Origin of the sequence: Salinibacterium sp. TMP30 (genome assembly GCF_038397785.1) — a bacterium.
Classification (GTDB): domain Bacteria; phylum Actinomycetota; class Actinomycetes; order Actinomycetales; family Microbacteriaceae; genus Rhodoglobus.
This window is the reverse complement of the sequence record NZ_CP151642.1, coordinates 714,873-734,054: the sequence shown is the minus strand read 5'-3', so window position 1 is coordinate 734,054 and position 19,182 is coordinate 714,873. Positions and strand designations below refer to the sequence as shown.

Annotated in this window: 18 protein-coding genes and 1 tRNA gene; 8 read left to right on the top strand and 11 right to left on the bottom strand. The window is 59.5% G+C overall.

The window, feature by feature from the left end:
* Positions 1-51: 51 nt before the first annotated feature.
* A complete protein-coding gene (locus AADH44_RS03555) occupies positions 52-594 on the bottom strand; it encodes a PH domain-containing protein (RefSeq protein ID WP_341954125.1) in 543 nt (180 codons plus the stop codon).
* A 3-nt stretch (positions 595-597) separates the two neighbouring features.
* Positions 598-1,374 (bottom strand): biotin--[acetyl-CoA-carboxylase] ligase, encoded by a 777-nt coding sequence (locus AADH44_RS03550; RefSeq protein ID WP_341954124.1) that lies wholly within the window; start codon positions 1,372-1,374, stop codon positions 598-600.
* Positions 1,375-1,514: 140 nt separating this feature from the next.
* Between AADH44_RS03550 and AADH44_RS03545 the strand changes: the two genes are divergently transcribed.
* Together AADH44_RS03545 and AADH44_RS03540 are read left to right on the top strand one after the other, a co-directional pair.
* Positions 1,515-3,086, top strand: a complete 1,572-nt coding sequence (locus tag AADH44_RS03545) for an acyl-CoA carboxylase subunit beta (protein ID WP_341954906.1) — start codon at positions 1,515-1,517, stop codon at positions 3,084-3,086.
* Positions 3,086-3,319: an acyl-CoA carboxylase subunit epsilon gene (locus AADH44_RS03540; RefSeq protein WP_341954904.1), complete on the top strand. Its 234-nt coding sequence runs from the start codon at positions 3,086-3,088 to the stop codon at positions 3,317-3,319. Before AADH44_RS03545 ends, AADH44_RS03540 begins: the two co-directional genes overlap by 1 nt.
* 401 nt (positions 3,320-3,720) lie before the next feature.
* On the opposite strand, the gene AADH44_RS03535 is transcribed toward AADH44_RS03540, so the two are convergent.
* From AADH44_RS03535 to AADH44_RS03520, 4 genes are all read right to left on the bottom strand, one after another.
* Complete coding sequence (locus tag AADH44_RS03535; protein ID WP_341954123.1) at positions 3,721-4,770, bottom strand: hypothetical protein; 1,050 nt, start codon at positions 4,768-4,770, stop codon at positions 3,721-3,723.
* Entirely contained in the window at positions 4,767-6,038 is a 1,272-nt protein-coding gene (locus AADH44_RS03530) for an ATP-binding protein (RefSeq protein WP_341954122.1), read from the bottom strand. The genes AADH44_RS03535 and AADH44_RS03530 overlap by 4 nt, the downstream gene beginning before the upstream one ends.
* The gene (locus AADH44_RS03525; protein WP_341954121.1) at positions 6,028-6,738 is read right to left on the bottom strand and encodes a response regulator; all 711 of its coding nucleotides are present in this window, start codon (positions 6,736-6,738) and stop codon (positions 6,028-6,030) included. The genes AADH44_RS03530 and AADH44_RS03525 overlap by 11 nt, the downstream gene beginning before the upstream one ends.
* An 81-nt stretch (positions 6,739-6,819) precedes the next feature.
* Entirely contained in the window at positions 6,820-8,052 is a 1,233-nt protein-coding gene (locus tag AADH44_RS03520) for a TRAM domain-containing protein (RefSeq protein WP_341954120.1), read from the bottom strand.
* A 20-nt stretch (positions 8,053-8,072) separates the two neighbouring features.
* On the opposite strand from AADH44_RS03520, the gene AADH44_RS03515 reads away from it, so the two are divergent.
* Positions 8,073-8,717 (top strand): Maf family protein, encoded by a 645-nt coding sequence (locus tag AADH44_RS03515; protein ID WP_341954119.1) that lies wholly within the window; start codon positions 8,073-8,075, stop codon positions 8,715-8,717.
* Between the two features lie 78 nt (positions 8,718-8,795).
* Positions 8,796-10,550, top strand: coding sequence for a biotin carboxylase N-terminal domain-containing protein (locus AADH44_RS03510; RefSeq protein WP_341954118.1), 1,755 nt, complete (start codon positions 8,796-8,798; stop codon positions 10,548-10,550).
* 15 nt (positions 10,551-10,565) lie between these two features.
* Here AADH44_RS03510 and AADH44_RS03505 read toward each other — a convergent pair.
* Positions 10,566-10,641, bottom strand: a tRNA-Ala gene (locus AADH44_RS03505).
* A gap of 77 nt (positions 10,642-10,718) precedes the next feature.
* Positions 10,719-11,576 (bottom strand): LuxR C-terminal-related transcriptional regulator, encoded by an 858-nt coding sequence (locus AADH44_RS03500; protein ID WP_341954117.1) that lies wholly within the window; start codon positions 11,574-11,576, stop codon positions 10,719-10,721.
* 119 nt (positions 11,577-11,695) lie between these two features.
* On the opposite strand from AADH44_RS03500, the gene AADH44_RS03495 reads away from it, so the two are divergent.
* Genes AADH44_RS03495 through AADH44_RS03485 form a run of 3 tightly spaced genes read left to right on the top strand, consistent with a single transcriptional unit; the run spans position 11,696 to position 15,775 of the window.
* Positions 11,696-13,702 carry an AMP-binding protein gene (locus AADH44_RS03495; protein WP_341954116.1) on the top strand — a complete coding sequence of 669 codons (2,007 nt, stop codon included), beginning with the start codon at positions 11,696-11,698 and terminating at the stop codon, positions 13,700-13,702.
* Positions 13,703-13,754: 52 nt separating this feature from the next.
* Positions 13,755-14,147: a DUF485 domain-containing protein gene (locus AADH44_RS03490; protein WP_341954115.1), complete on the top strand. Its 393-nt coding sequence runs from the start codon at positions 13,755-13,757 to the stop codon at positions 14,145-14,147.
* Entirely contained in the window at positions 14,144-15,775 is a 1,632-nt protein-coding gene (locus AADH44_RS03485; RefSeq protein WP_341954114.1) for a cation acetate symporter, read from the top strand. Before AADH44_RS03490 ends, AADH44_RS03485 begins: the two co-directional genes overlap by 4 nt.
* A 130-nt stretch (positions 15,776-15,905) precedes the next feature.
* Here AADH44_RS03485 and AADH44_RS03480 read toward each other — a convergent pair whose 3' ends face one another.
* The 3 genes from AADH44_RS03480 to galU all read right to left on the bottom strand — a co-directional run bounded on the left by AADH44_RS03480 (position 15,906) and on the right by galU (position 18,549).
* Positions 15,906-16,844, bottom strand: coding sequence for a hypothetical protein (locus AADH44_RS03480; protein WP_341954113.1), 939 nt, complete (start codon positions 16,842-16,844; stop codon positions 15,906-15,908).
* 151 nt (positions 16,845-16,995) lie between these two features.
* On the bottom strand, positions 16,996-17,655 hold the full coding sequence (locus tag AADH44_RS03475) for a GNAT family protein (protein WP_341954112.1): 660 nt from the start codon (positions 17,653-17,655) through the stop codon (positions 16,996-16,998).
* Between the two features lie 3 nt (positions 17,656-17,658).
* The gene (gene galU, locus AADH44_RS03470; protein ID WP_341954111.1) at positions 17,659-18,549 is read right to left on the bottom strand and encodes a UTP--glucose-1-phosphate uridylyltransferase GalU; all 891 of its coding nucleotides are present in this window, start codon (positions 18,547-18,549) and stop codon (positions 17,659-17,661) included.
* A gap of 38 nt (positions 18,550-18,587) precedes the next feature.
* Here galU and AADH44_RS03465 point away from each other — a divergent pair, with 38 nt between their 5' ends.
* The gene (locus AADH44_RS03465; RefSeq protein ID WP_341954110.1) at positions 18,588-19,178 is read left to right on the top strand and encodes a 5-formyltetrahydrofolate cyclo-ligase; all 591 of its coding nucleotides are present in this window, start codon (positions 18,588-18,590) and stop codon (positions 19,176-19,178) included.
* Positions 19,179-19,182 lie beyond the last annotated feature (4 nt).

Genomic DNA, 19,182 nt, shown 5'->3' with positions numbered 1-19,182 from the left:
TAGCGTGTCGGCACGCAAACAGCGCAAAAACGATCGCCGAGCCGGAGCAACCTAGCGAGTACCCCAGACGGTGGTCTCGTCTGAGGCCTGTGATTCGTCCCGTTGCCGCCTCATCGAGACAAGGTTCTGGTTGTTCTCCATGAGGTCGTGCAGAGCCGCCTGAGTGATCAAGACGGAAGGGATGTCGCGCAAGACGACCGGATAGTCATGGCCGGCGTTAATGAGTAGATCGCCGCTGCCGAACATCCGCTGCACCCAGTTTTGCCGCACAGTGACGTCGTAGCCGCGGCTATGCAGCAACTCTTGCCTGACACGAACAAATACGCCGCTCGAGAGCACTACTCGTCGTGTGGTGATTGTGTAGTTTCTGGAGAGCCACCCAAAGAATGGCAAGAACCACGCAACGACGATGAGCAGGAGGCCCGCGGTAAGCAGCGCAAGGTTCTGCCAGTCTTCGGCAAAACTGCCAAAGAAATAGCCAAGCGCGCCCGCCGTGGCGACAAGAACGATGCCGGGAAAGATCAGCGCCCGCGCGTGCGAACGAACACGGGCGACAATCGCCTCACGCTGAACGCTTACTGGCTCATTTGGCATAGCTCATTCATACCGCAGGTGGGTGACGTCCCCTGCCGCGACGTGCTGCAGACTGCCGTTCGCATCATCCTTCACCACCAATTGACCCTGGTCGTCGATGGTTTCAGCGGTACCAAAAATTCGTGCCCCGCCAGGAAGCTCCACTCTCACCCGACGGCCAATCGTTGCGCATTCAGCACGCACGGCATCCGCGATTCCACTGTGAACTGCATCGAACCCGCCAGCGAGGTACTGCACGTACAGCCCGGTAAGTTCTGTCAGATAGCGGCTGAGCGCGAGGTCGACGCTCGGCTCGGCACCTTCTAGCAGCAACGACGTTGAGACGGATGTTGGCAACTCATCGCGCTCAATCGTGAGGTTCAACCCGGCACCGACGATTACCGCCGAACCGCCCGCCACAAGTTCAGAGAGCAGACCAGAAACCTTCAAGCCCTCGATCTGCACGTCATTGGGCCACTTGAGGGCAACGTTGCGATCGTTGACCAGACCGTGCACGGCCCGAGCCATCGCCAGCCCGCCGATGAGCGGCATCCAGGCCAATGATTCGAGGGAAGCCTCAGCGGGCGCCAGCAGCACCGACACGGCAAAGGTCTTCCCCGGAGGCGCAATCCACTCCCTTCCCAGTCGGCCACGCCCCGCCGACTGATGTGTCGTCACCAGCGCCGAGAGGTGCTCTGTTTCGCCGCGCGCCGCCCGCGCCGAAAGCTCCTGGTTGGTCGAGCCGACCTCATCGAGGTGCTCAAGCAACGGCAAGACGGCGGAACTCAAGGGAAAGTGCATCGCTTCAGCGTAAAGGCAGCTCAGTGACTTTAGTGTTTCCTCAATGAAACCGGCCTCAAACTTGTGGGTTCCGCCAACCACACAAGCGGCGCATGGGTGGGTAAAGTGACACAGTGACCGAAGACAACTCGACCCCAGACATGTTCACGACCGCCGGCCGGATCGCCGATCTCAAGATCCGCTATCACGAAGCCGTGACTGCTAGCGGTGATGCGGCAATCGAAAAACAGCACGCTAAGGGCAAGATGACGGCCCGCGAGCGCATCGAGCAGTTACTCGATCACGGTTCGTTCGTTGAGCTCGATGAGTTCGTTCGCCACCGCACCCACGCGTTCGGCATGGAAAAGAAGCGCCCCTATGGTGACGCTGTCGTCACCGGAGTTGGCACGATCCACGGCCGTCAGGTTGCTGTATACGCTCAAGACTTCACGATCTTCGGTGGCTCACTGGGCGAGGTGGCCGGCGAAAAGATCATTAAGGTCATGGACCACGCGATGAAGACCGGCGTTCCGATAATCGGCATGCTCGACTCCGGTGGAGCCCGCATTCAAGAGGGCGTTGTTGCTCTTGGCAAGTACGGCGAAATCTTCCGCCGCAACACTCAGGCTTCAGGCGTGATCCCGCAGATCTCAATCATCATGGGCCCGGCCGCCGGTGGGGCCGTGTACTCCCCCGCCCTCACAGACTTCGTGATCATGGTTGACAAGACCAGCCAGATGTTCGTTACTGGCCCCGACGTCATCAAGACCGTCACTGGTGAAGACGTCGGCATGGAAGAACTGGGTGGCGCACTCACCCACAACAAGGTTTCGGGTGTTGCTCACTACCTTGCCAGCGACGAAGAGGATGCCCTCGACTACGCCCGCACTCTCGTCGGCTTCTTGCCAGACAACAACCTCTCCGATCCTCCTCTCTACGAAAGTGAAGTTGAGCTGGAAATCACCGATGAGGATCGCAAACTCAACACGATCATCCCGGACAGCCCCAACCAGCCCTATGACGTGAAGACGATCATCGAGCACATCGTCGACAACGGCGACTTTCTCGAGACGCAGCCACTGTTCGCCCCCAATATTGTTGTCGGTTTTGGTCGAGTCGAGGGCCGCTCGGTGGGCATCATCGCGAACCAACCGCAGGCAATGGCCGGAACCCTCAACATTGAAGCTGGTGAAAAGGCCGCCCGGTTTGTGCGATTCTGTGACGCGTTCAGCATCCCGATTCTGACTCTCGTGGATGTTCCCGGCTACCTACCCGGCACCGATCAGGAGTGGACCGGCGTGATTCGCCGTGGCGCGAAGCTGCTGTACGCGTATGCCGAAGCAACTGTGCCGCTCGTTACCGTCATCACGCGTAAGGCGTATGGCGGGGCGTACATCGTGATGGGCTCCAAGCAGTTGGGGGCAGACCTCAACTATGCGTGGCCGACCGCAGAGATTGCCGTCATGGGTGGCCAAGGTGCTGTCAACATTTTGTACCGCGGCGAAATCAAGGCTGCAGAAGCTGCCGGTGAGGATGTCGCAGCAGTGCGCACCCGACTGGCCAACGAGTACACCTACAACGTTGCTAGCCCGTTCCTTGCTGCTGAGCGTGGGGAGCTTGATGGCGTTATCGAGCCAGCGGCAACTCGCGTGCAGGTAGTGAAGGCGCTGCGTGCGCTGCGCACAAAGCGAGCGAGCATGCCTCCCAAGAAGCACGGAAACATCCCGCTGTGATGGGTGCAGACGCTAACGAGGACGTTCCCGACATTCGGATCGTCTCGACGAACGTTACCCCGGAGGAGATCGCTGCGGTCACCGCAGTGGTGCGAGTTGCTCTCGCAGAGTCTGCCGAGCTAGCGGGACTGGATGAATCGGCGCCGGCATCTGCGTGGGCTCGCAGTCAGCGCCCCATTCGCACGCCACTGCATCCTGGGCCTGGCGCGTGGAACGCAAGCTCCCGGCACTAAAGTATTTCTGTTCACTAGGAGAGCCACCATTCGTCAGCCGTACCCCAATTGGAGGGCACGGAATTCGTTGAAATCCACAGAAATACAGTGATTTCCGCACCATTCCGAGAAAATTGTCCCCCGAGAGTCCCCCAAAGAACCGACTATGCTCCTCACTTTCTTGATGCAGAATATTAAGTGCTAGGTGTCTCTCCACAGGAGTTACACCGCCAAAGATTGGCCGACTAGGGTAAGCGGGCCAATTCTTTGGGGGCGGGTCAGGACGGTATTCGGGTTATCGTCCTGACCCGGGTTCTAGCGAAGAGTCGGAGAAGTGCTTCTTATAGCCACTCCGGCTCTTCCGCCGTTAAGGGTAATTTTGTCCCCATGCAGTGCGTCAGCCGTATGATGCGACAAGCAATTTAGACGTGGACAGCGTCGACACGAGGGATCTCTAGCCAGATGTCGACGACATCATCTTCAAGGGAATCTTGGCCGAGTGCGCTCGATTCGCCATCGCCAGCGCTGTGCAAACCGACGACCGTTATTGCGACATCCGAACCCTCAGGAACGGTGCGCGCGATGACCTTGTCTGCGCTGGTGGACTGAATGGCGAGGGCCAACCGATTGAGCACTCGATCGAGGTCAGCATCAGAGAGGTCATCAATTCCCCCTTCATCGAGCAGTGTCACTGTCGCACCGCGACGCCGCGCAATCATCACTTGTTCGCGCACGGCATCGTTGAGCAGCTTGCGACCTCGGATTTCATCGCGGATGGCGCCCTCAAGGTTGAGACACTCGCGGCGTTCCTCTTCGGAAAGATTGCCATTGGTCTGTTTGATCCGCTCAAGCATAGTCAGGGCCATCGATCCGGTCTGTTCGAGCCGGAACTGCCGCTCATGCACGTGAGCATCTTGCGCTGCCTGCCAATCGGTGGCTTCCTGCTCGGCCAGAACAAAGCGCTGAGCGTCCTTGGATGCCTTGGCGAGGCCACTGCTGAGAACGTGCGATACCGCCACCCACGACGCACTGCCAACGATGCCTAGGCTGAAGAGTCCTGCCGGGCCGACGGGACCGAGGCTGAAGGTGTGGGCAACGAGAAATCCAATACCCAACCACGCGAAAGTATGACGACCTCGAGTAGACGTAATCGTGAGAAGTGTTCCACTCGCAGCGACATACCAGGTCGCGTAGCCTGTGCCACCTTCACGCGCAAAGTCGAGTTCGTTGGCGACCAGAAGCGTGATGGCGACGACGATCGCGAAATTAAAGGTCGCCATCCAGATGGGCATCCGGGCCGTGCCAAATGGAAGCAAGCTGACGATTGTGGCCACACCGTACAGCGCCATCGCGATGAAGATCGGACCCGGTCGCTCAGGGATATCAATCGTGTAAAGAGCCAACAGGATGTGGTACGCCGAGAACAGCGCCGCCATTCCGACAATGAGATACCGCGGTACTCCGATGTTCACAGAACACCTTCTTCGATATCGTCATCGCCGAGCACATCGTCGACGCCATCGCCGTAGGGCCACTGAATGCACACCTGCGTACCTGAGCCCGGACCTGAAGCGATCGACGTGCGACCGCCAGCATTTGCTACTCGCTCCACGATGGATACCCGCACGCCCAATCGCTCTTGCGGCACGCGGTCCATATCGAAGCCTCGGCCGGTGTCGGCTACGAGAACTTCGATTCCATTGCCCTCTAATCCCCGCACGTCAACGCTGCGCTCAACATCCGCCCCGCCCGCGTGTTGGAGACTATTGACCATCGCTTGAACAGCCGCAGAGTGCACAGCTTCAGCCGCCACTGCCGGAAGCGACCGCGCTCCAACGCTCCGAACGGAGAATGTGAAGTCCGAGGCGAGCAACTCTGCCGAAGTCACTACGCGCTGGGCAAGGTCGGTAGCCTGCACGATAGAAATGTCATCCGGCGAGGTTGCTGCCGCTTCTGTCAAGTGACCGATGGCGTTCCCTGCCATCACCGCACCGAGGCGTTCCGCCTCTGGCGTGTGGGCGCGCGCCGCTGAGATGAGCGTGGTGAGCACACTATCGTGCACGATCGAGTCGACCTGAACTCGCTCCACTTCGGTCGCATGCTGTCGAACGGCGTTGCCATAGCGCAGCAATGCCGTCGTTTGCGCATTGTCGACGTTTGATGCAGCCTGTCGCAGCATCGTCACGATAATCATGATGGCGCTACCCAGTATGAGCGCATAGACGGACTCCAAGACGGCCAACTGCCACGGCGCACCGCCCCCGACGGGCAGGATGCGCACGACGAGGTAGATGAGCGGTGCAACGAAGAGATAGGTAGTGGCGAGCACCCGACCGAACGCAATCGTCGCCATCGCGGTGCCGACCGTAATCAGGTAGTTGAGCCAGTGGATTCCGCTGAACACTTCGACGCCGGGGAGCACCGTAAAGGGCCAGCTCAGCAACGCCAAGAGATAGACGACCGCAAAGGTGCCTTGGACCGGCCGCACCGCACGATTAGCGAACGAGGCCACAACGGCCACGATCAACAACCCAAAGAGGGCAGGAACAAAAGCCCACAGCCACCACGGCTGCGCTTCGTCCATCTGTCCCAACAGCCACGGTATGGTCTGCGCACCAAAAACAACACCAATGATGGCAACCGAACGCGAAATTACCCGCTCAACCTGTTTGAGGCTGATCGGGTTTCTGGGCTGCTTTGCCGATGGCGCTTGGCGCGCCGTCACGCCGCTAGTGGCCATCGCCGCCTTCGGAGTCCAAGCCCGGAAGGATTCCGTCTTCGACTGCGCGGCGCAACAGATCGACCTTGGTCGGAGCTGGGCGACCAACTTCGACATACTTCACCCGGATACGGTCAAGATATTCACGTGCCGTCGAATAGCCAATGCCCAGCTGCTGTGCCGCAAGCTTGAGCGGCAGTCCCGAGGCATAAAGGTGAAGGATTTCTCGTTCGCGACGGCCGAGCTGCGCCTTTGAGAAGTCGCGGTCGGCATCGATCGCCGTAGCCCATTCGAGGTTGTTGAGAACCTCGCCGCGCGCGACGGTTGCTGCCGCTGCAAGCACGGTTTTGGTGGCAGACGACTTGGGGATCACTCCAGCGGCTCCTGCTGCCAAGGCTTCACGAACGCTAGCAACGCGGTCAGCGATGCTGTGCACGAGCACCGCTGAGCCTGTGGCTTGAACGTTTTTGACATTGTCAGTGACGGTTGATCCGTCGCCCAGCGAGAGGTCAAGCACGACTACGTCCACCTCGCGGCCGTTGAGACCCTCAACCAGTTCTTTGACGGTCGCTGCGGCAAGAACGAAGTCGTAGCCTTCGTCGATGAAGGCAGCCTTGAGCCCAAGCCGAACCGATTCATGGTCGTCAACTACGGCAACCGCAATTTTGCTCTGCGGGCTTTCATTGGGCGCTGCGGTCCCGGATGATTCTGTCTGGGCCATGTGGCGTCCTCCTGAGTTTCTGTACCCCATCGTAGTGGCGTTGCATCGAAATCATGCCGCAATGGGGGCTAACACGCGCGCTCAGTTGCGGGTGAATGTTCCGACAGCTTCGACGTGATGAGTGTGCGGAAAGAGATCAAATGCCCGCACTTTGTTGAGTTTGTAGCCCTGTTCGCCGAAGAATGCGACATCCCGAGCGAACGCCACGGGGTCACATGCCACATAGACCACTTGGGCAGGTTTCGCCGCCGCTACCAACTCGACTACTTCGCGGCCTGCGCCTGACCGAGGCGGGTCAAGAACAATCGTGGCGCGTTCGAGGCGAGCACGCTCGGTCGCTGTGGCGTGGTTAACCAGCTGGCGAAGCCACCGATCTACGCGACCCGTTTCGGCGTGTGCACCCAACCATTCCGAGAGGTTCTTGGCGGCGTGATCGGTAGCGGACGACTCGGATTCGACCGTCGTGATCTTGGTTGCGGGGCCAAACTTGTCGCCCACCGCCGCTGCGAACAGACCGACGCCACCATAGAGATCCAGGTTGGATGCTGCGGGGTCGAACAATTCGGGATCTATTGCGTCTTGCACAGCCGCGGTCAGCATTTCGGCGGCGCCATGGTGCACTTGCCAGAAGCCGGAGTCGAGCAGCGAGAATTCGCGCTCCCCCACCAGCTCGGTGATGACTTGAGGCTTCTGCTTGCCCATAATGAGGCGCACTCCGCCACTGCTGGGGTTGAGCACGTCTACGCGCTCGAAGCCGTCAAAGTTTTCGCTGAGGGGGGCTCCTGCGGAGAGTTCGGAGGTTGCCAAGGGAAGGTCGGCGACCGAGATCACCCGATGGGAGCGAGCCGCGAACGGGCCAACATTGCCGTGTTCGTCAACGTGGAGGCTAACGCGTGTGCGCCATCCGAGTCCATTTCGTTCATCGTCACCCGGCACGATTTCGACGATTGGTGCGTGAGTGACGTGTGCCATGCGCTCGAGTGATTCGCGCAAGATTTGAGCCTTGAGCGTGCGCTGGTGACTGAGCTCGATATGGCCAAACTCGGCGCCACCGGCGCGATTGTCGGGATCGTGGTCAACGCTTGCCGCCGACCACACGTGGTCTCGGCGGTGCTCACTCGCGGTGAGCACCTTCACTGTTTCTGCACGCCAAAACGACTTCTTCTTGTCGTCGGTTATACGAACAAGCACCCGTTCACCGGGGATCGCATCAGAAACAAATACGACACGACCGTCGTGACGTGCAACGCTGACACCCCCGTGCGCAATGTTGGTAACGTCTACTTCGATCATTGTGCCAAGCCATTCACCCATCCCTTGAGCATAGGAGCCTTGTGCGCCTTTATCTTGCTTCCACCTCTCCCGCACGGCTTGCAACGTTGCGGGCGGCCGGTGTCGACCCTGTGCTTGTGGCCTCCGGCGTCGATGAAGAAGCAGTCGCGGCGGCAGCCCCTGGGCCTCTGGATGGGCCCTCACTGGTTGAGTTGCTGGCCCGAGCCAAAGCTGAGGCAGTGACCGATTCGCGTATCAGTGGCGAGCCAATTGACGGGTTTATCCTCGGCGGCGATTCTGCGTTCGAATTGGGCGGTGAGTTGTTTGGAAAGCCGCACGAACCGGAGATCGCTAAACAGCGGTGGTTGGCGCAGCGCGGACGCACTGGCGTGTTGCATTCCGGGCATTGGCTGATCGACCACCGTGGTGGCGAAGTTCGCGGCGCAACCGGTGCGGTCTCTAGTGCGATTGTCACGTTTGCTCCCAACATCAGTGATGCCGAGATCGACGCCTACGTCGCGACGGGTGAACCATTGAAAGTTGCTGGTGCATTCACGATCGACAGTTTGGGTGCCGCATTCATCACGAAAATCGAGGGCGACCCTCATGCGGTTGTGGGGCTTTCTGTCTCACTGCTTCGCCAACTGTTGCGCGAATTCGATGCCGAGTGGACTGACCTCTGGAACATGGAGCGCCCCGGTCTGTAGGCATCCACAGTGCTTGCCCCCTATTTTTGTGTGCAATACCTCAAGGCTTCGGCCTCTACCCCCTTAAGCTAGGTAACTATGGCTCGAATTACGAAGGTACTCATCGCCAACCGCGGAGAGATCGCTGTTCGCGTTATCCGCGCGGCTAAAGACAGCGGCATCGCATCAGTTGCGGTGTATGCAGACCAGGATCGGGATGCTCGTCACGTCAAGCTCGCCGATGAGGCCTACGCACTTGACGGTGCAACGAGCGCCGAAACGTATCTCGTAATCGACAAGATCCTGTCGATCGCTCGCCGCTCTGGTGCTGATGCGATCCACCCCGGCTATGGCTTTTTGGCCGAGAACGCAGAATTCGCTCGCGCTGTCATTGATGCTGGCATTATCTGGATCGGCCCATCGCCTGAGGCGATAGAAAAGTTGGGCGACAAGGTTTCCGCGCGCCACATCGCAGAAAAGGTGGGTGCCCCACTGGCTCCCGGAACCCTGAACCCGGTCTCTGGTGCTGCTGAGGTTCTCGAGTTTGTTGACATTCATGGTCTTCCCGTCGCTATTAAGGCAGCGTTCGGCGGTGGTGGTCGTGGCTTGAAGGTTGCGCGCACTCGCGAAGAAATTCCTGAACTGTTCGATTCCGCTACGCGTGAAGCGGTTGCCGCGTTCGGTCGCGGTGAGTGCTTCGTTGAGAAGTACCTCGACCAGCCTCGCCACGTCGAAACCCAGTGCCTTGCGGATGCTCACGGCAATGTTGTCGTTATCTCTACCCGCGACTGCTCGCTACAGCGTCGCCACCAGAAGCTTGTCGAGGAGGCCCCTGCGCCGTTCTTGAGCGATGAGCAGAACACGGCGCTCTATGAGTCGTCGAAGGCCATCCTGCGCGAGGTGGGGTACCTCGGTGCCGGCACCTGCGAGTTCTTGGTTGCCAAAGACGGCACCATTTCGTTCCTTGAGGTAAACACGCGCCTTCAAGTTGAACACCCTGTCTCTGAAGAGGTCACGGGTATCGACCTGGTTCGTGAGCAGTTCCGTATTGCCGAGGGCGGTGTGCTCGACTACGACGACCCCGTACCGCGCGGTCACTCTTTCGAGTTCCGTATCAATGGTGAGGATGCCGGACTCAACTTCATGCCATCACCCGGCCCTGTGCATGTGCTGCGTATGCCAGGCGGTCCCGGCGTCCGTGTAGACAGCGGTGTCACGACGGGGGACGAAATCAGTGGTGCTTTCGATTCGCTGCTGGCCAAGCTCATCGTCACAGGTTCGAGTCGTGAGGATGCGCTCGAACGTTCGCGTCGAGCCCTTGACGAGTTTGAGGTTGCTGGCCTGCCCACCGTGTTGCCGTTCCACCGCAAGATCGTTCGCGATCCTGCCTTCACGAGCAACCCGTTCACGATTTACACCCGCTGGATCGAGACCGAGTTCGACAACGACATCGAGCCGTGGACAGGGTCGCTCGGCGAACCCACTGTTGCTGCTGCCCGCCACAACGTTGTCGTAGAGGTTGCCGGCAAGCGCGTGCAGGTCAACCTGCCGTCAAGGCTGGTCCCCAGCACGTCAACGGGAGCTACTCTTTCTGCCGCACCCAAGCGCCGCGCCACCTCTGCAGTTAACACCGTCACCGGTGACTCAGTGAAGGCCCCGATGCAGGCAACCATCGTGAAGCTCGCTGTGGCTGAGGGCGACAAGGTCGTCAAGGGCGACCTCATCCTCGTACTTGAGGCAATGAAGATGGAGCAACCGCTCGTGGCTCACAAAGACGGCGTTGTCGCGTCAGTGAACGCAAGCGTTGGTTTGACGGTTGCGTCAGGTCATCTGCTCATGAACATCGCCGACTAAGCGCTTACTAACTAGTGGTGGACCCTAGGAGATTTGAACTCCTGACCTCCTCGATGCGAACGAGGCGCGCTACCAACTGCGCCAAGGGCCCGTACTGCTGAACCAACGATATCACCGAGTGTTCGCTGAACGGAACGTGCCGATGTCGCTCGATGCACTCCGCTTTCGCTAGGGCAGGTGCCCCTGTTTACGTGCGATTGCTACCGCTGCGTAGCGCGAAGACGCGTCAAGTTTCTTCATTGCGCTGCTGAGATATCCCTTGACGGTTTGCTCGGTGAGGTAGAGCAGCGCCGCTGTACGAGCGTTGCTGTAGCCGAGGGCGACGTACGAGAGCACGTCAATCTCTCGCGGAGATAGCAAGACGGGCGCCTCGTTCGGCTGAGTATCCTTTGCCTCCACTCCTAAAACGTCGGCAAGGCCCCGCCCAATGCTTCGAAGCTTCAGTCGGACGTCGCGATCAGAGACATCGGCAGCGAGCTGGCGGATCTGCGCAAATTGTTCCCGCAGGTGCTCCTCAGCCGTCGGCGACAACCTTCCGCCCTGTCGTGACTGTAGGGCCACCAATCGACGTGTCACCTCATCCCGGATAGCAAGCTCTCTGCCCAGTGCGTCTGCGATTGCGACAGCAGGGCGAGCGGCGACCGTGTCTGGCATGAGAAGTGAGTGAGAACCTGCATAGATCAACCCTCGCAACGTTCCCGACGCGACAATCGGAATGGCCAGAAGCGACACAACTCCTTCACCGAGAACTGGTGCGTCATAGTCGTGAGTGATTTGCGGAGAGTGCTCGTAATCGTGCGTAAATCTGGGGGCCCTCTGGGCCATTGCCAGCCCGCCGAGCCCTCGCTCTTTTCGCACTTGCAATCCGTCGAGTCGGCCGGTTCGAGCGCCGCTGAAGGCATTAATGGTCAGCTCGGTTCCCGAGATGAGGCCACCAAACGACAAGCTAAATCCAGTGCTGGCTGCGACCTCTTGAGTGGCTTTCTGGATCAAATCGACGTCACTCAGTTCAGCTATCTGCGTCATTGCGGATTCCCAACTTTCGGGGGTATTACGTGCCTTACGCCCCTACGTAGCCTGAGATTAGCACGGGATTGTCTCCCCACAAGAGAAACTCCACATCAAACATTTCACAGGAGAAATTGATGTCAAATGCCCCTTCGTTGGAGCCAGTACCTTCGCTACAACCTGCAGCTCGCGCACCACAGCAGAGCGGTTCATTCGCCGCAATTCAAGCCCACGCGACCGACGCTCCCGACGAATTCTGGCTGCAGCAAGCAGAACGCATCGACTGGTTCACCCCACCAACTCGTGCCACTCCGACGCAGGCAACCAAACCCGGAACCGATCACGGCGCCTGGTTTGCCGACGGAACGCTCAACATGAGCGTCAACGCTCTCGACCGCCATGTGGCCGCCGGACGAGGAGACCAACCAGCGCTCATCTCCGATTCAGCTATGACTGGAGAACAGGGTGTATTGAGCTACGCACAACTCCTCGAACGCGTGCGCAATTTCGCCGGAGCCCTACACGAACTGGGCGTTGGTGTGGGAGACCGTGTCTTGATCTACCTGCCCATGATCCCTGAAGCGGTTGTGGCCATGCTCGCCTGCGCTCGAATCGGGGCCATTCACTCTGTCGTGTTCGGCGGCTTTGCAGCGAACGAATTGGCTGTGCGGATCAACGACGCCACGCCCTCAGTGATCGTCACCGCAACCGGCGGTCTCGAGCCATCCCGTGCAGTGGAGTACCTCCCGATCGTGCACCAAGCAATCCGTCTGAGTACCGGCAGCGTTCGACACGTTGTGGTCAAAGACCGCCCTCAGCTCGACGGCGATATCACCGAATACGCCAACGGTGCCACTAGCGGAGGGACTGTCGATGTGGCGTGGCGTGATTGGGACGAACTCGAGGCTGCCGCAATACCGGCCGATGCTGTTGAGATGCACGCCCAAGATCCGCTCTACATTCTCTACACCTCAGGCACCACGGGCAGCCCCAAAGGTGTGGTCCGCGATACCGGAGGCTACGCAGTAGCTCTCCAGTGGGCCATGAGCCACATCTACGGAATCGACAACCAACACACAATCTTTACCGCTTCGGATGTTGGCTGGGTTGTTGGCCATTCCTTCATTGTCTATGGTCCGTTAATTGCCGGCGCAGCGACCGTTTTGTACGAAGGTAAGCCTGTCGGCACCCCCGATGCTGGCACGTTCTGGCGGCTCATTCAGGACTACAAGATCGACGTGCTCTACACCGCACCAACAGCGCTGCGCGCTATCCGCCGAGAGGATCCCACGCTCGACGAACTCGGCAAATACGATACCTCCAGTTTGCAAGCCGTGTACCTCGCGGGCGAGCGTCTCGACACCGAGACGTGGCACTGGGCCAACAACGGCATCCATGTTCCCATCATCGATCACTGGTGGCAGACAGAGACCGGATGGCCGATCTGCGCGAACCCTCGTGGTGTGCAGCAACTCCCCTCAAAAGCGGGATCGACCGGCGTGCCGATGCCCGGCTTCCTCCCTCGCATTCTCGACCGCGAGGGCAATGACGTCACGAAGCCAGGCACCGAGGGAAACATCGCAATTCAGTTGCCACTTCCTCCCGGTGCTCTCACTGGGCTGTGGGGCAGCACCGAGCGATTCGTGAGCTCGTACCTCGAAGAATTCCCGGGATACTACGCGACGGGTGACGCCGGCTATTTCGATGACGACGGCTACCTTTTCGTGATGGGGCGCACCGACGATGTCATCAACGTGGCCGGGCACCGCCTCTCGACAGGATCACTTGAGGAAGTTCTCTCCCAGCACCCGGATGTCGCAGAGTGCGCCGTTCTCGGTCTGTACGACGAGCTGAAGGGTCAACGAGCGGCCGGTTTCATCACGATGAAACACGGTCACACACGGCCAGAAAGCGATCTCGCGATAGAGCTTGTGGCGCTCGTGCGCGAGGTCATTGGCCCGGTGGCCGCATTCCGCGACGTGATGGTTGTCGAGAGGCTACCGAAGACGCGCTCCGGAAAGATCCTTCGCAAAACCATTCGACAGATCTTCGACGGTGAGGAAGTTCGTATTCCCCCGACAATCGAAGACGTCACGGTACTTGATCCGCTATTTGTCGCCGCGGGCCGCACCCCCGTTCGCTAATTTTCAAACGATCCAACCCATCCATCAATTTCTTGAGGCAAGGAGGCCCCAGATGTCTGATGAAAACTCCCCTACCAGGGATACAACCACCCCACCCGCCAATCCTGAAAGAGCGCCACGAGCGACTGCCAGGCTCGACTACCGCGAAGAAGAAAAAGACCCCGCATTTGTGGAGCTCAAACGGCGGCACAGATCGTTCGTTTTCCCCCTCACCATCACGTTCCTGTTGTGGTATTTCGGCTACGTGATTCTGGCCGCCTATGCGCATGACTTCATGGCAACCCCTGTCTTCGGGGTTATCAATGTCGGGCTACTACTCGGCTTTGGCCAGTTCGTGAGTACTTTCGTTATCACGATGACCTATGTATCGTTTGCCAACCGCAGACTGGATCCTCTTGCCGCTCAGATCAGAGCAGATCTTGAATCGAAGGAGTCCGTCGCATGATCGCCCTCAGCCTGAGCACACTTGCCGCCGCCGCAGACGCGGAGTCCCAGAGCAATCCGGTTCTCAACATTTCCATCTTCCTCGCATTTGTAGCAATCACGCTGTTCATCGTGATCCGTGCCAGCCGCAACAACGCGACGGCTGCGGACTACTACGCCGGAGGTCGCTCGTTCACGGGCCCACAAAACGGGTTCGCGATCACCGGTGACTACCTGTCGGCAGCATCCTTCCTCGGGATCGTTGGAGCAATTGCGATCAACGGGTATGACGGATTCTTGTACTCCATCGGCTTCCTCGTCGCTTGGCTCGTCGCCCTGCTCCTGGTTGCAGAGTTGATGCGCAACACCGGCAAGTTCACGATGGCGGATGTTTTGTCATTCCGTCTGAAGCAGCGCCCGGTCAGGATGGCGGCCGCGGCAACAACGCTCGCAGTCTGCTTCTTCTATCTGCTTGCGCAGATGGCCGGAGCCGGTGGCCTGGTCTCGCTGCTCCTCGGTATCAACGACAAGCTCGGTCAATCAGTTGTGGTTGCGGTCGTCGGCGGTCTCATGATTCTGTATGTGCTGATCGGCGGCATGAAGGGCACCACCTGGGTGCAGATTGTGAAAGCGTTCCTGCTAGTCGGGGCCGCGATCGCGATGACCATCTGGGTGCTCATTCTCAATGGATTCGATCTCTCACGTGTGATGCAGAGTGCCGTGGACAATTCCGTGGCTACGCCTGCTGAGGCGATCCTTGCACCCGGGCTCCAGTACGGCTCCAATCCGCTCGACTTCATCTCACTATCGATTGCACTCGTGCTCGGTACCGCTGGTTTGCCTCACGTCTTGATGCGCTTCTATACGGTGCCAACGGCAAAAGAGGCACGACGTTCTGTGGTGTGGGCGATCTGGCTCATCGGTGGCTTCTACCTGCTCACGCTCGTGCTCGGCTACGGTGCTGCCGCCCTAGTGGGTTCCGACACCATCCAAAATGCACCGGGCGGCGTGAACTCTGCGGCTCCTTTGCTGGCACTTGAGCTCGGCGGTCCATTGCTCCTGGGGTTCGTCTCGGCGATCGCTTTCGCTACGATCCTCGCGGTCGTTGCCGGGCTCACGATCACGGCGGCGGCATCCTTCGCCCACGACATTTACTCGAACGTAATCAAAAAGGGTAAGGGAGACCCCGACGCTGAGGTCAAGATCGCTCGACGCACCGTCGTGGTGATCGGTGTGCTTGCAGTATTGGGAGGCATCGGTGTTCAAGGCCAAAACATCGCCTTCCTTGTGGCACTCGCATTCGCCGTTGCGGCAAGCGCGAACCTGCCCACGATTCTTTACTCCCTGTACTGGAAGCGGTTTAACACCCGAGGCGCCGTCTGGAGCATGGTCGGTGGTCTGGCTGCAGCGGTTCTGCTCATCGTCTTCTCGCCAGTGATGAGCGGCACGCCAACGTCGATGTTGGGGGCGGATATCAACTTCGCGATTTTCCCCCTGAAGAACCCCGGCATTGTCTCCATTCCGCTCGGGTTCGCACTCGGCTGGCTCGGGACGGTCACCTCTCAGCGGCAGGAGGATCCTGAACTCGCAGCCGAGATGGATGTGCGCTCGCTCACCGGGCACGGCGCGGAGACTGCAACCGAACACTAGAACAGCGATGGGGCGTCGGCTTGGACTCACCACCAACTCGTACGCCCCATCGCTGTGCGCGCACGAGACTGATCCGAACTTTCATGCTCAACAGGAACGAGACGTCGTCTCCCCCCATCACTCGTAAGCGCTAGCTAGCGCGACGACGACGCGCGAGAGCGGCATCCAAGTCGGGAGTGCCACCCTGAACGTCGACGATGCCCATGCCGGCGAAACGGTTGGGGGCGGCAGCGGCGGGCACCGCGATGGGCTTCGCTGGTGACCACTTGGCTTCGCGCGCTAACTCCGCCTCACGCGTTGCTGCGGCCATTGCAACGGTGTTTGCTCGCAGAGCCTGTTCGGCAGATTCCGCTGCCTGACGCAGCTCGCTATCGATCTCGGCGGCATGACGTGCGGCAGCAACAGCAGCTTCTGGTGCGTTACTGCGCGTCAGATACATGGGTTTGGGCACGGGCACGGGGGTCCAACTGACCTTGGCAGTGACGTCTTCGACGGGCGCATCCGAGGAGAGCACAACGCGGCGGCGCGGCGCGGCTGTGCGCACAGCGGGTGCGCTTTTGACATTTCGAGCACGTGAGCGTTCCGCGAGACGGGAGAGCATCGCGCTTGCGCTGATCCCCGCGATGGTCGCGGTAGCGAGCACCAACCAGGTTCCCGAAACGATCGCCGCACCAGCGGTAACAACGAGCGAAAGCTGCACGCCAACGACGACGACGCTGGCAAGAAGAACGAGCGCGGTCAATGCACGAGTGCGGCGAAGCCGTCGAGCCGAGAGTGCGAGTGCCTGTTCGCGAGTTGGCACCGCAACGGCCCGACCGACCGCAACGGGGCCTTGCAATGCTCGAGCCTTAGCCAGCTCAGCGGCCCTGCGGGCAACCGCCTCAGCGCGGATCTCTTCGGGCATCTCTGCGGTCTGCGCAAGAACACGAATCGTCTGCTGCAGTCGAACCGCATTACGTTCGGTTGCTAAGTATTCGCGGTTCTTGAACCAGTTAGGAACCAGATACACCAGCCAGAGCCCTGCCGCGAGCGCGATCATCACGCCGCCGCCGATGCTGGTGAATTCCATGGCTATACGGTACGAGCATCCACGCACGACGCGCTGTCGGCACGCGGCAGTGAAATCAAAAGATCCTGAGAATTGCCCCGATTGCGCCCCAACGGATGTCGCAACCCTTGTCGCAACACTTGTCGCGAACCGAAGAAGCGAACGGCTGCCGTCAGCGGCGCGGAGGGATCAGCGGGTTGGCTGCACGGGCGCGATCCACCGCCGGAATGTTGGCATCGGCTTCGGGGGCCTTGCCCGCTTGCCAGCGACGCAACACACCCTGAGGAACCTCTTCAACGGTAAGCCCAAAACAGAAGTGATCACGCCAATCACCATCAATGTGGATGAAGCGACGCCTCAACCCCTCATAGCGAAAACCGAGCTTCTCAACGACACGCAAGCTTGGCGCATTCTCGGGACGGATACAGATCTCCATGCGGTGCAACCCGAGGTGAAAAAAGCAGTAGTCGGTAGCCAAACCCACCGCCGTGGGGGTAAGTCCTTTGCCCGCAAAACGCTCAGAAACCCAATAGCCAATCGTCGCCGACGCAAGCGAACCGTAGGTAATCGACGAAACATTCAGCTGACCGGCAACATCACCCTCGCGCTCGACAACAAACGGTAACCCTGCGCCGGAGCGTGATTGCTGCAACAGTCCCCGGATGCTCGACTTCACGTCAAAGCTGACCGGCCCAACGGGGCTCGTGGCCTCCCACTGGCGAAGCCACCCCCGGTTATCCCGGAGTTCTTTCTCTAACGCACGAGCGTCTCGCACCCTAATGGGGCGAATAGTTATGTCTCCGTCGCTGAGCGTCGGAATGCCATACGCCATCCGCTATTCCAGCGTTGAGCTGAACTGCTTGAGCCAGGGGCGCAGTTCGGGGCCCAAGTCTTCTCGCTCAACGGCGAGCTGCACGATCGCCTTGATGTAGTCGAGACGGTCACCCGTGTCATAGCGGCGGCCGCGGAATACAACACCGTAGACGCCGCCGGCAACATTGTTTTTGGCCATCTCGAGCAGGGCATCCGTCAACTGGATTTCGCCGCCCTTGCCTGGATCGGTGCGCTCAAGGATCTCGAAAATTTCGGGGCGGAGCACATAGCGACCGATGATGGCAAGGTTAGAAGGCGCGGTGCCCTGGGCCGGCTTCTCCACCAGACCCGTAATGCGCACAACGTCGTCATCATCAGTCGGCTCAACGGTAGCGATTCCGTACAGGTGACTCAGGGCCGGATCGACCTCCATGAGCGCGATAACGGTCGCATTGCGTGCCGTCTGCTCCTCGAGCATGCGCGAAAGCAAAACATCTCGGGCATCGATGAGGTCGTCACCGAGCAACACGGCGAAAGGCTGATCGCCCACGTGCATCCGCGCGCGCAACACGGCGTGACCGAGACCGCGAGGGTCACCCTGGCGCACATAGTGCATATCGGCGAGGTCATTCGAGAACTCAACCTTGGACAGACGGTCGATGTCGCCCTTCAACTCCAAAGTCGCCTCAAGTTCAGTCATACGGTCGAAATGATTCTCGAGCGCATTCTTGTTGCGGCCCGTCACCATCAGCACATCAGTGAGTCCAGCAGCGACTGCTTCCTCAACGACATACTGAATTGCTGGCTTATCAACAACGGGCAACATCTCTTTGGGCATTGCCTTCGTTGCTGGCAAAAATCGGGTGCCCAGACCGGCCGCAGGAATGACCGCTTTAGTAATCTTCGATGCCATGGGTACAGGCTACCGGGACAGTCTCGTAGAATGCATACATGACCGACGACGTCAGTCACGATAAACGTGCACTCCGGGCCGAATTACGCGAACGCCGCCGCATCTGCACCGCCAAAGAGCGGGAAGAGTCTGAAGCGGGTGTGACCGCGAACCTTATCGAACTCGCTTCCCGCTTCGGTTCCACTTCGGTAGCGGCCTACCTCTCCGCCACAGACGAACCACAAACTCGCGGCTTCCTTCGCTGGGCATGCGAACACGACATCACCGTGCTGCTGCCCATCTCTCGCGCTGATGGGCTGCTCGACTGGGCGCCCTACGACGGCGAAGATGAAGACGAAGACCTCATTGGAATGCCGGCGCCGACCAGCGAAGTACTGGGCCCGATTGCTATCAACGACGTCGACCTGATCATTGTGCCCGCGGCATCCGTGGATCGCACCGGCATGCGCATGGGCTGGGGTCGTGGCTACTTCGACAAGACTCTCGGCTCCATGGAGACGAAACCTCCCGTCTACGCCGTGATCTTCGACAACGAATATGTGGATGCCGTACCCACCGAACTTCATGACCAACCTGTTAATGGCATAGTCACCCCCTCGGGAATTGTGACCATTACCGAGCACAACTAAGGAT

Excerpts from the sequence above, each read along its gene's own strand:
- AADH44_RS03555 (WP_341954125.1), bottom strand. The coding sequence starts at position 594 with ATGCCAAATGAGCCAGTAAGCGTTCAGCGTGAGGCGATTGTCGCCCGT.
- AADH44_RS03550 (WP_341954124.1), bottom strand. The coding sequence starts at position 1,374 with ATGCACTTTCCCTTGAGTTCCGCCGTCTTGCCGTTGCTTGAGCACCTC.
- AADH44_RS03545 (WP_341954906.1), top strand. The coding sequence starts at position 1,515 with ATGTTCACGACCGCCGGCCGGATCGCCGATCTCAAGATCCGCTATCAC.
- AADH44_RS03540 (WP_341954904.1), top strand. The coding sequence starts at position 3,086 with ATGGGTGCAGACGCTAACGAGGACGTTCCCGACATTCGGATCGTCTCG.
- AADH44_RS03530 (WP_341954122.1), bottom strand. The coding sequence starts at position 6,038 with ATGGCCACTAGCGGCGTGACGGCGCGCCAAGCGCCATCGGCAAAGCAG.
- AADH44_RS03525 (WP_341954121.1), bottom strand. The coding sequence starts at position 6,738 with ATGGCCCAGACAGAATCATCCGGGACCGCAGCGCCCAATGAAAGCCCG.
- AADH44_RS03520 (WP_341954120.1), bottom strand. The coding sequence starts at position 8,052 with ATGGGTGAATGGCTTGGCACAATGATCGAAGTAGACGTTACCAACATT.
- AADH44_RS03510 (WP_341954118.1), top strand. The coding sequence starts at position 8,796 with ATGGCTCGAATTACGAAGGTACTCATCGCCAACCGCGGAGAGATCGCT.
- AADH44_RS03500 (WP_341954117.1), bottom strand. The coding sequence starts at position 11,576 with ATGACGCAGATAGCTGAACTGAGTGACGTCGATTTGATCCAGAAAGCC.
- AADH44_RS03495 (WP_341954116.1), top strand. The coding sequence starts at position 11,696 with ATGTCAAATGCCCCTTCGTTGGAGCCAGTACCTTCGCTACAACCTGCA.
- AADH44_RS03490 (WP_341954115.1), top strand. The coding sequence starts at position 13,755 with ATGTCTGATGAAAACTCCCCTACCAGGGATACAACCACCCCACCCGCC.
- AADH44_RS03485 (WP_341954114.1), top strand. The coding sequence starts at position 14,144 with ATGATCGCCCTCAGCCTGAGCACACTTGCCGCCGCCGCAGACGCGGAG.
- AADH44_RS03480 (WP_341954113.1), bottom strand. The coding sequence starts at position 16,844 with ATGGAATTCACCAGCATCGGCGGCGGCGTGATGATCGCGCTCGCGGCA.
- AADH44_RS03475 (WP_341954112.1), bottom strand. The coding sequence starts at position 17,655 with ATGGCGTATGGCATTCCGACGCTCAGCGACGGAGACATAACTATTCGC.
- galU (WP_341954111.1), bottom strand. The coding sequence starts at position 18,549 with ATGGCATCGAAGATTACTAAAGCGGTCATTCCTGCGGCCGGTCTGGGC.
- AADH44_RS03465 (WP_341954110.1), top strand. The coding sequence starts at position 18,588 with ATGACCGACGACGTCAGTCACGATAAACGTGCACTCCGGGCCGAATTA.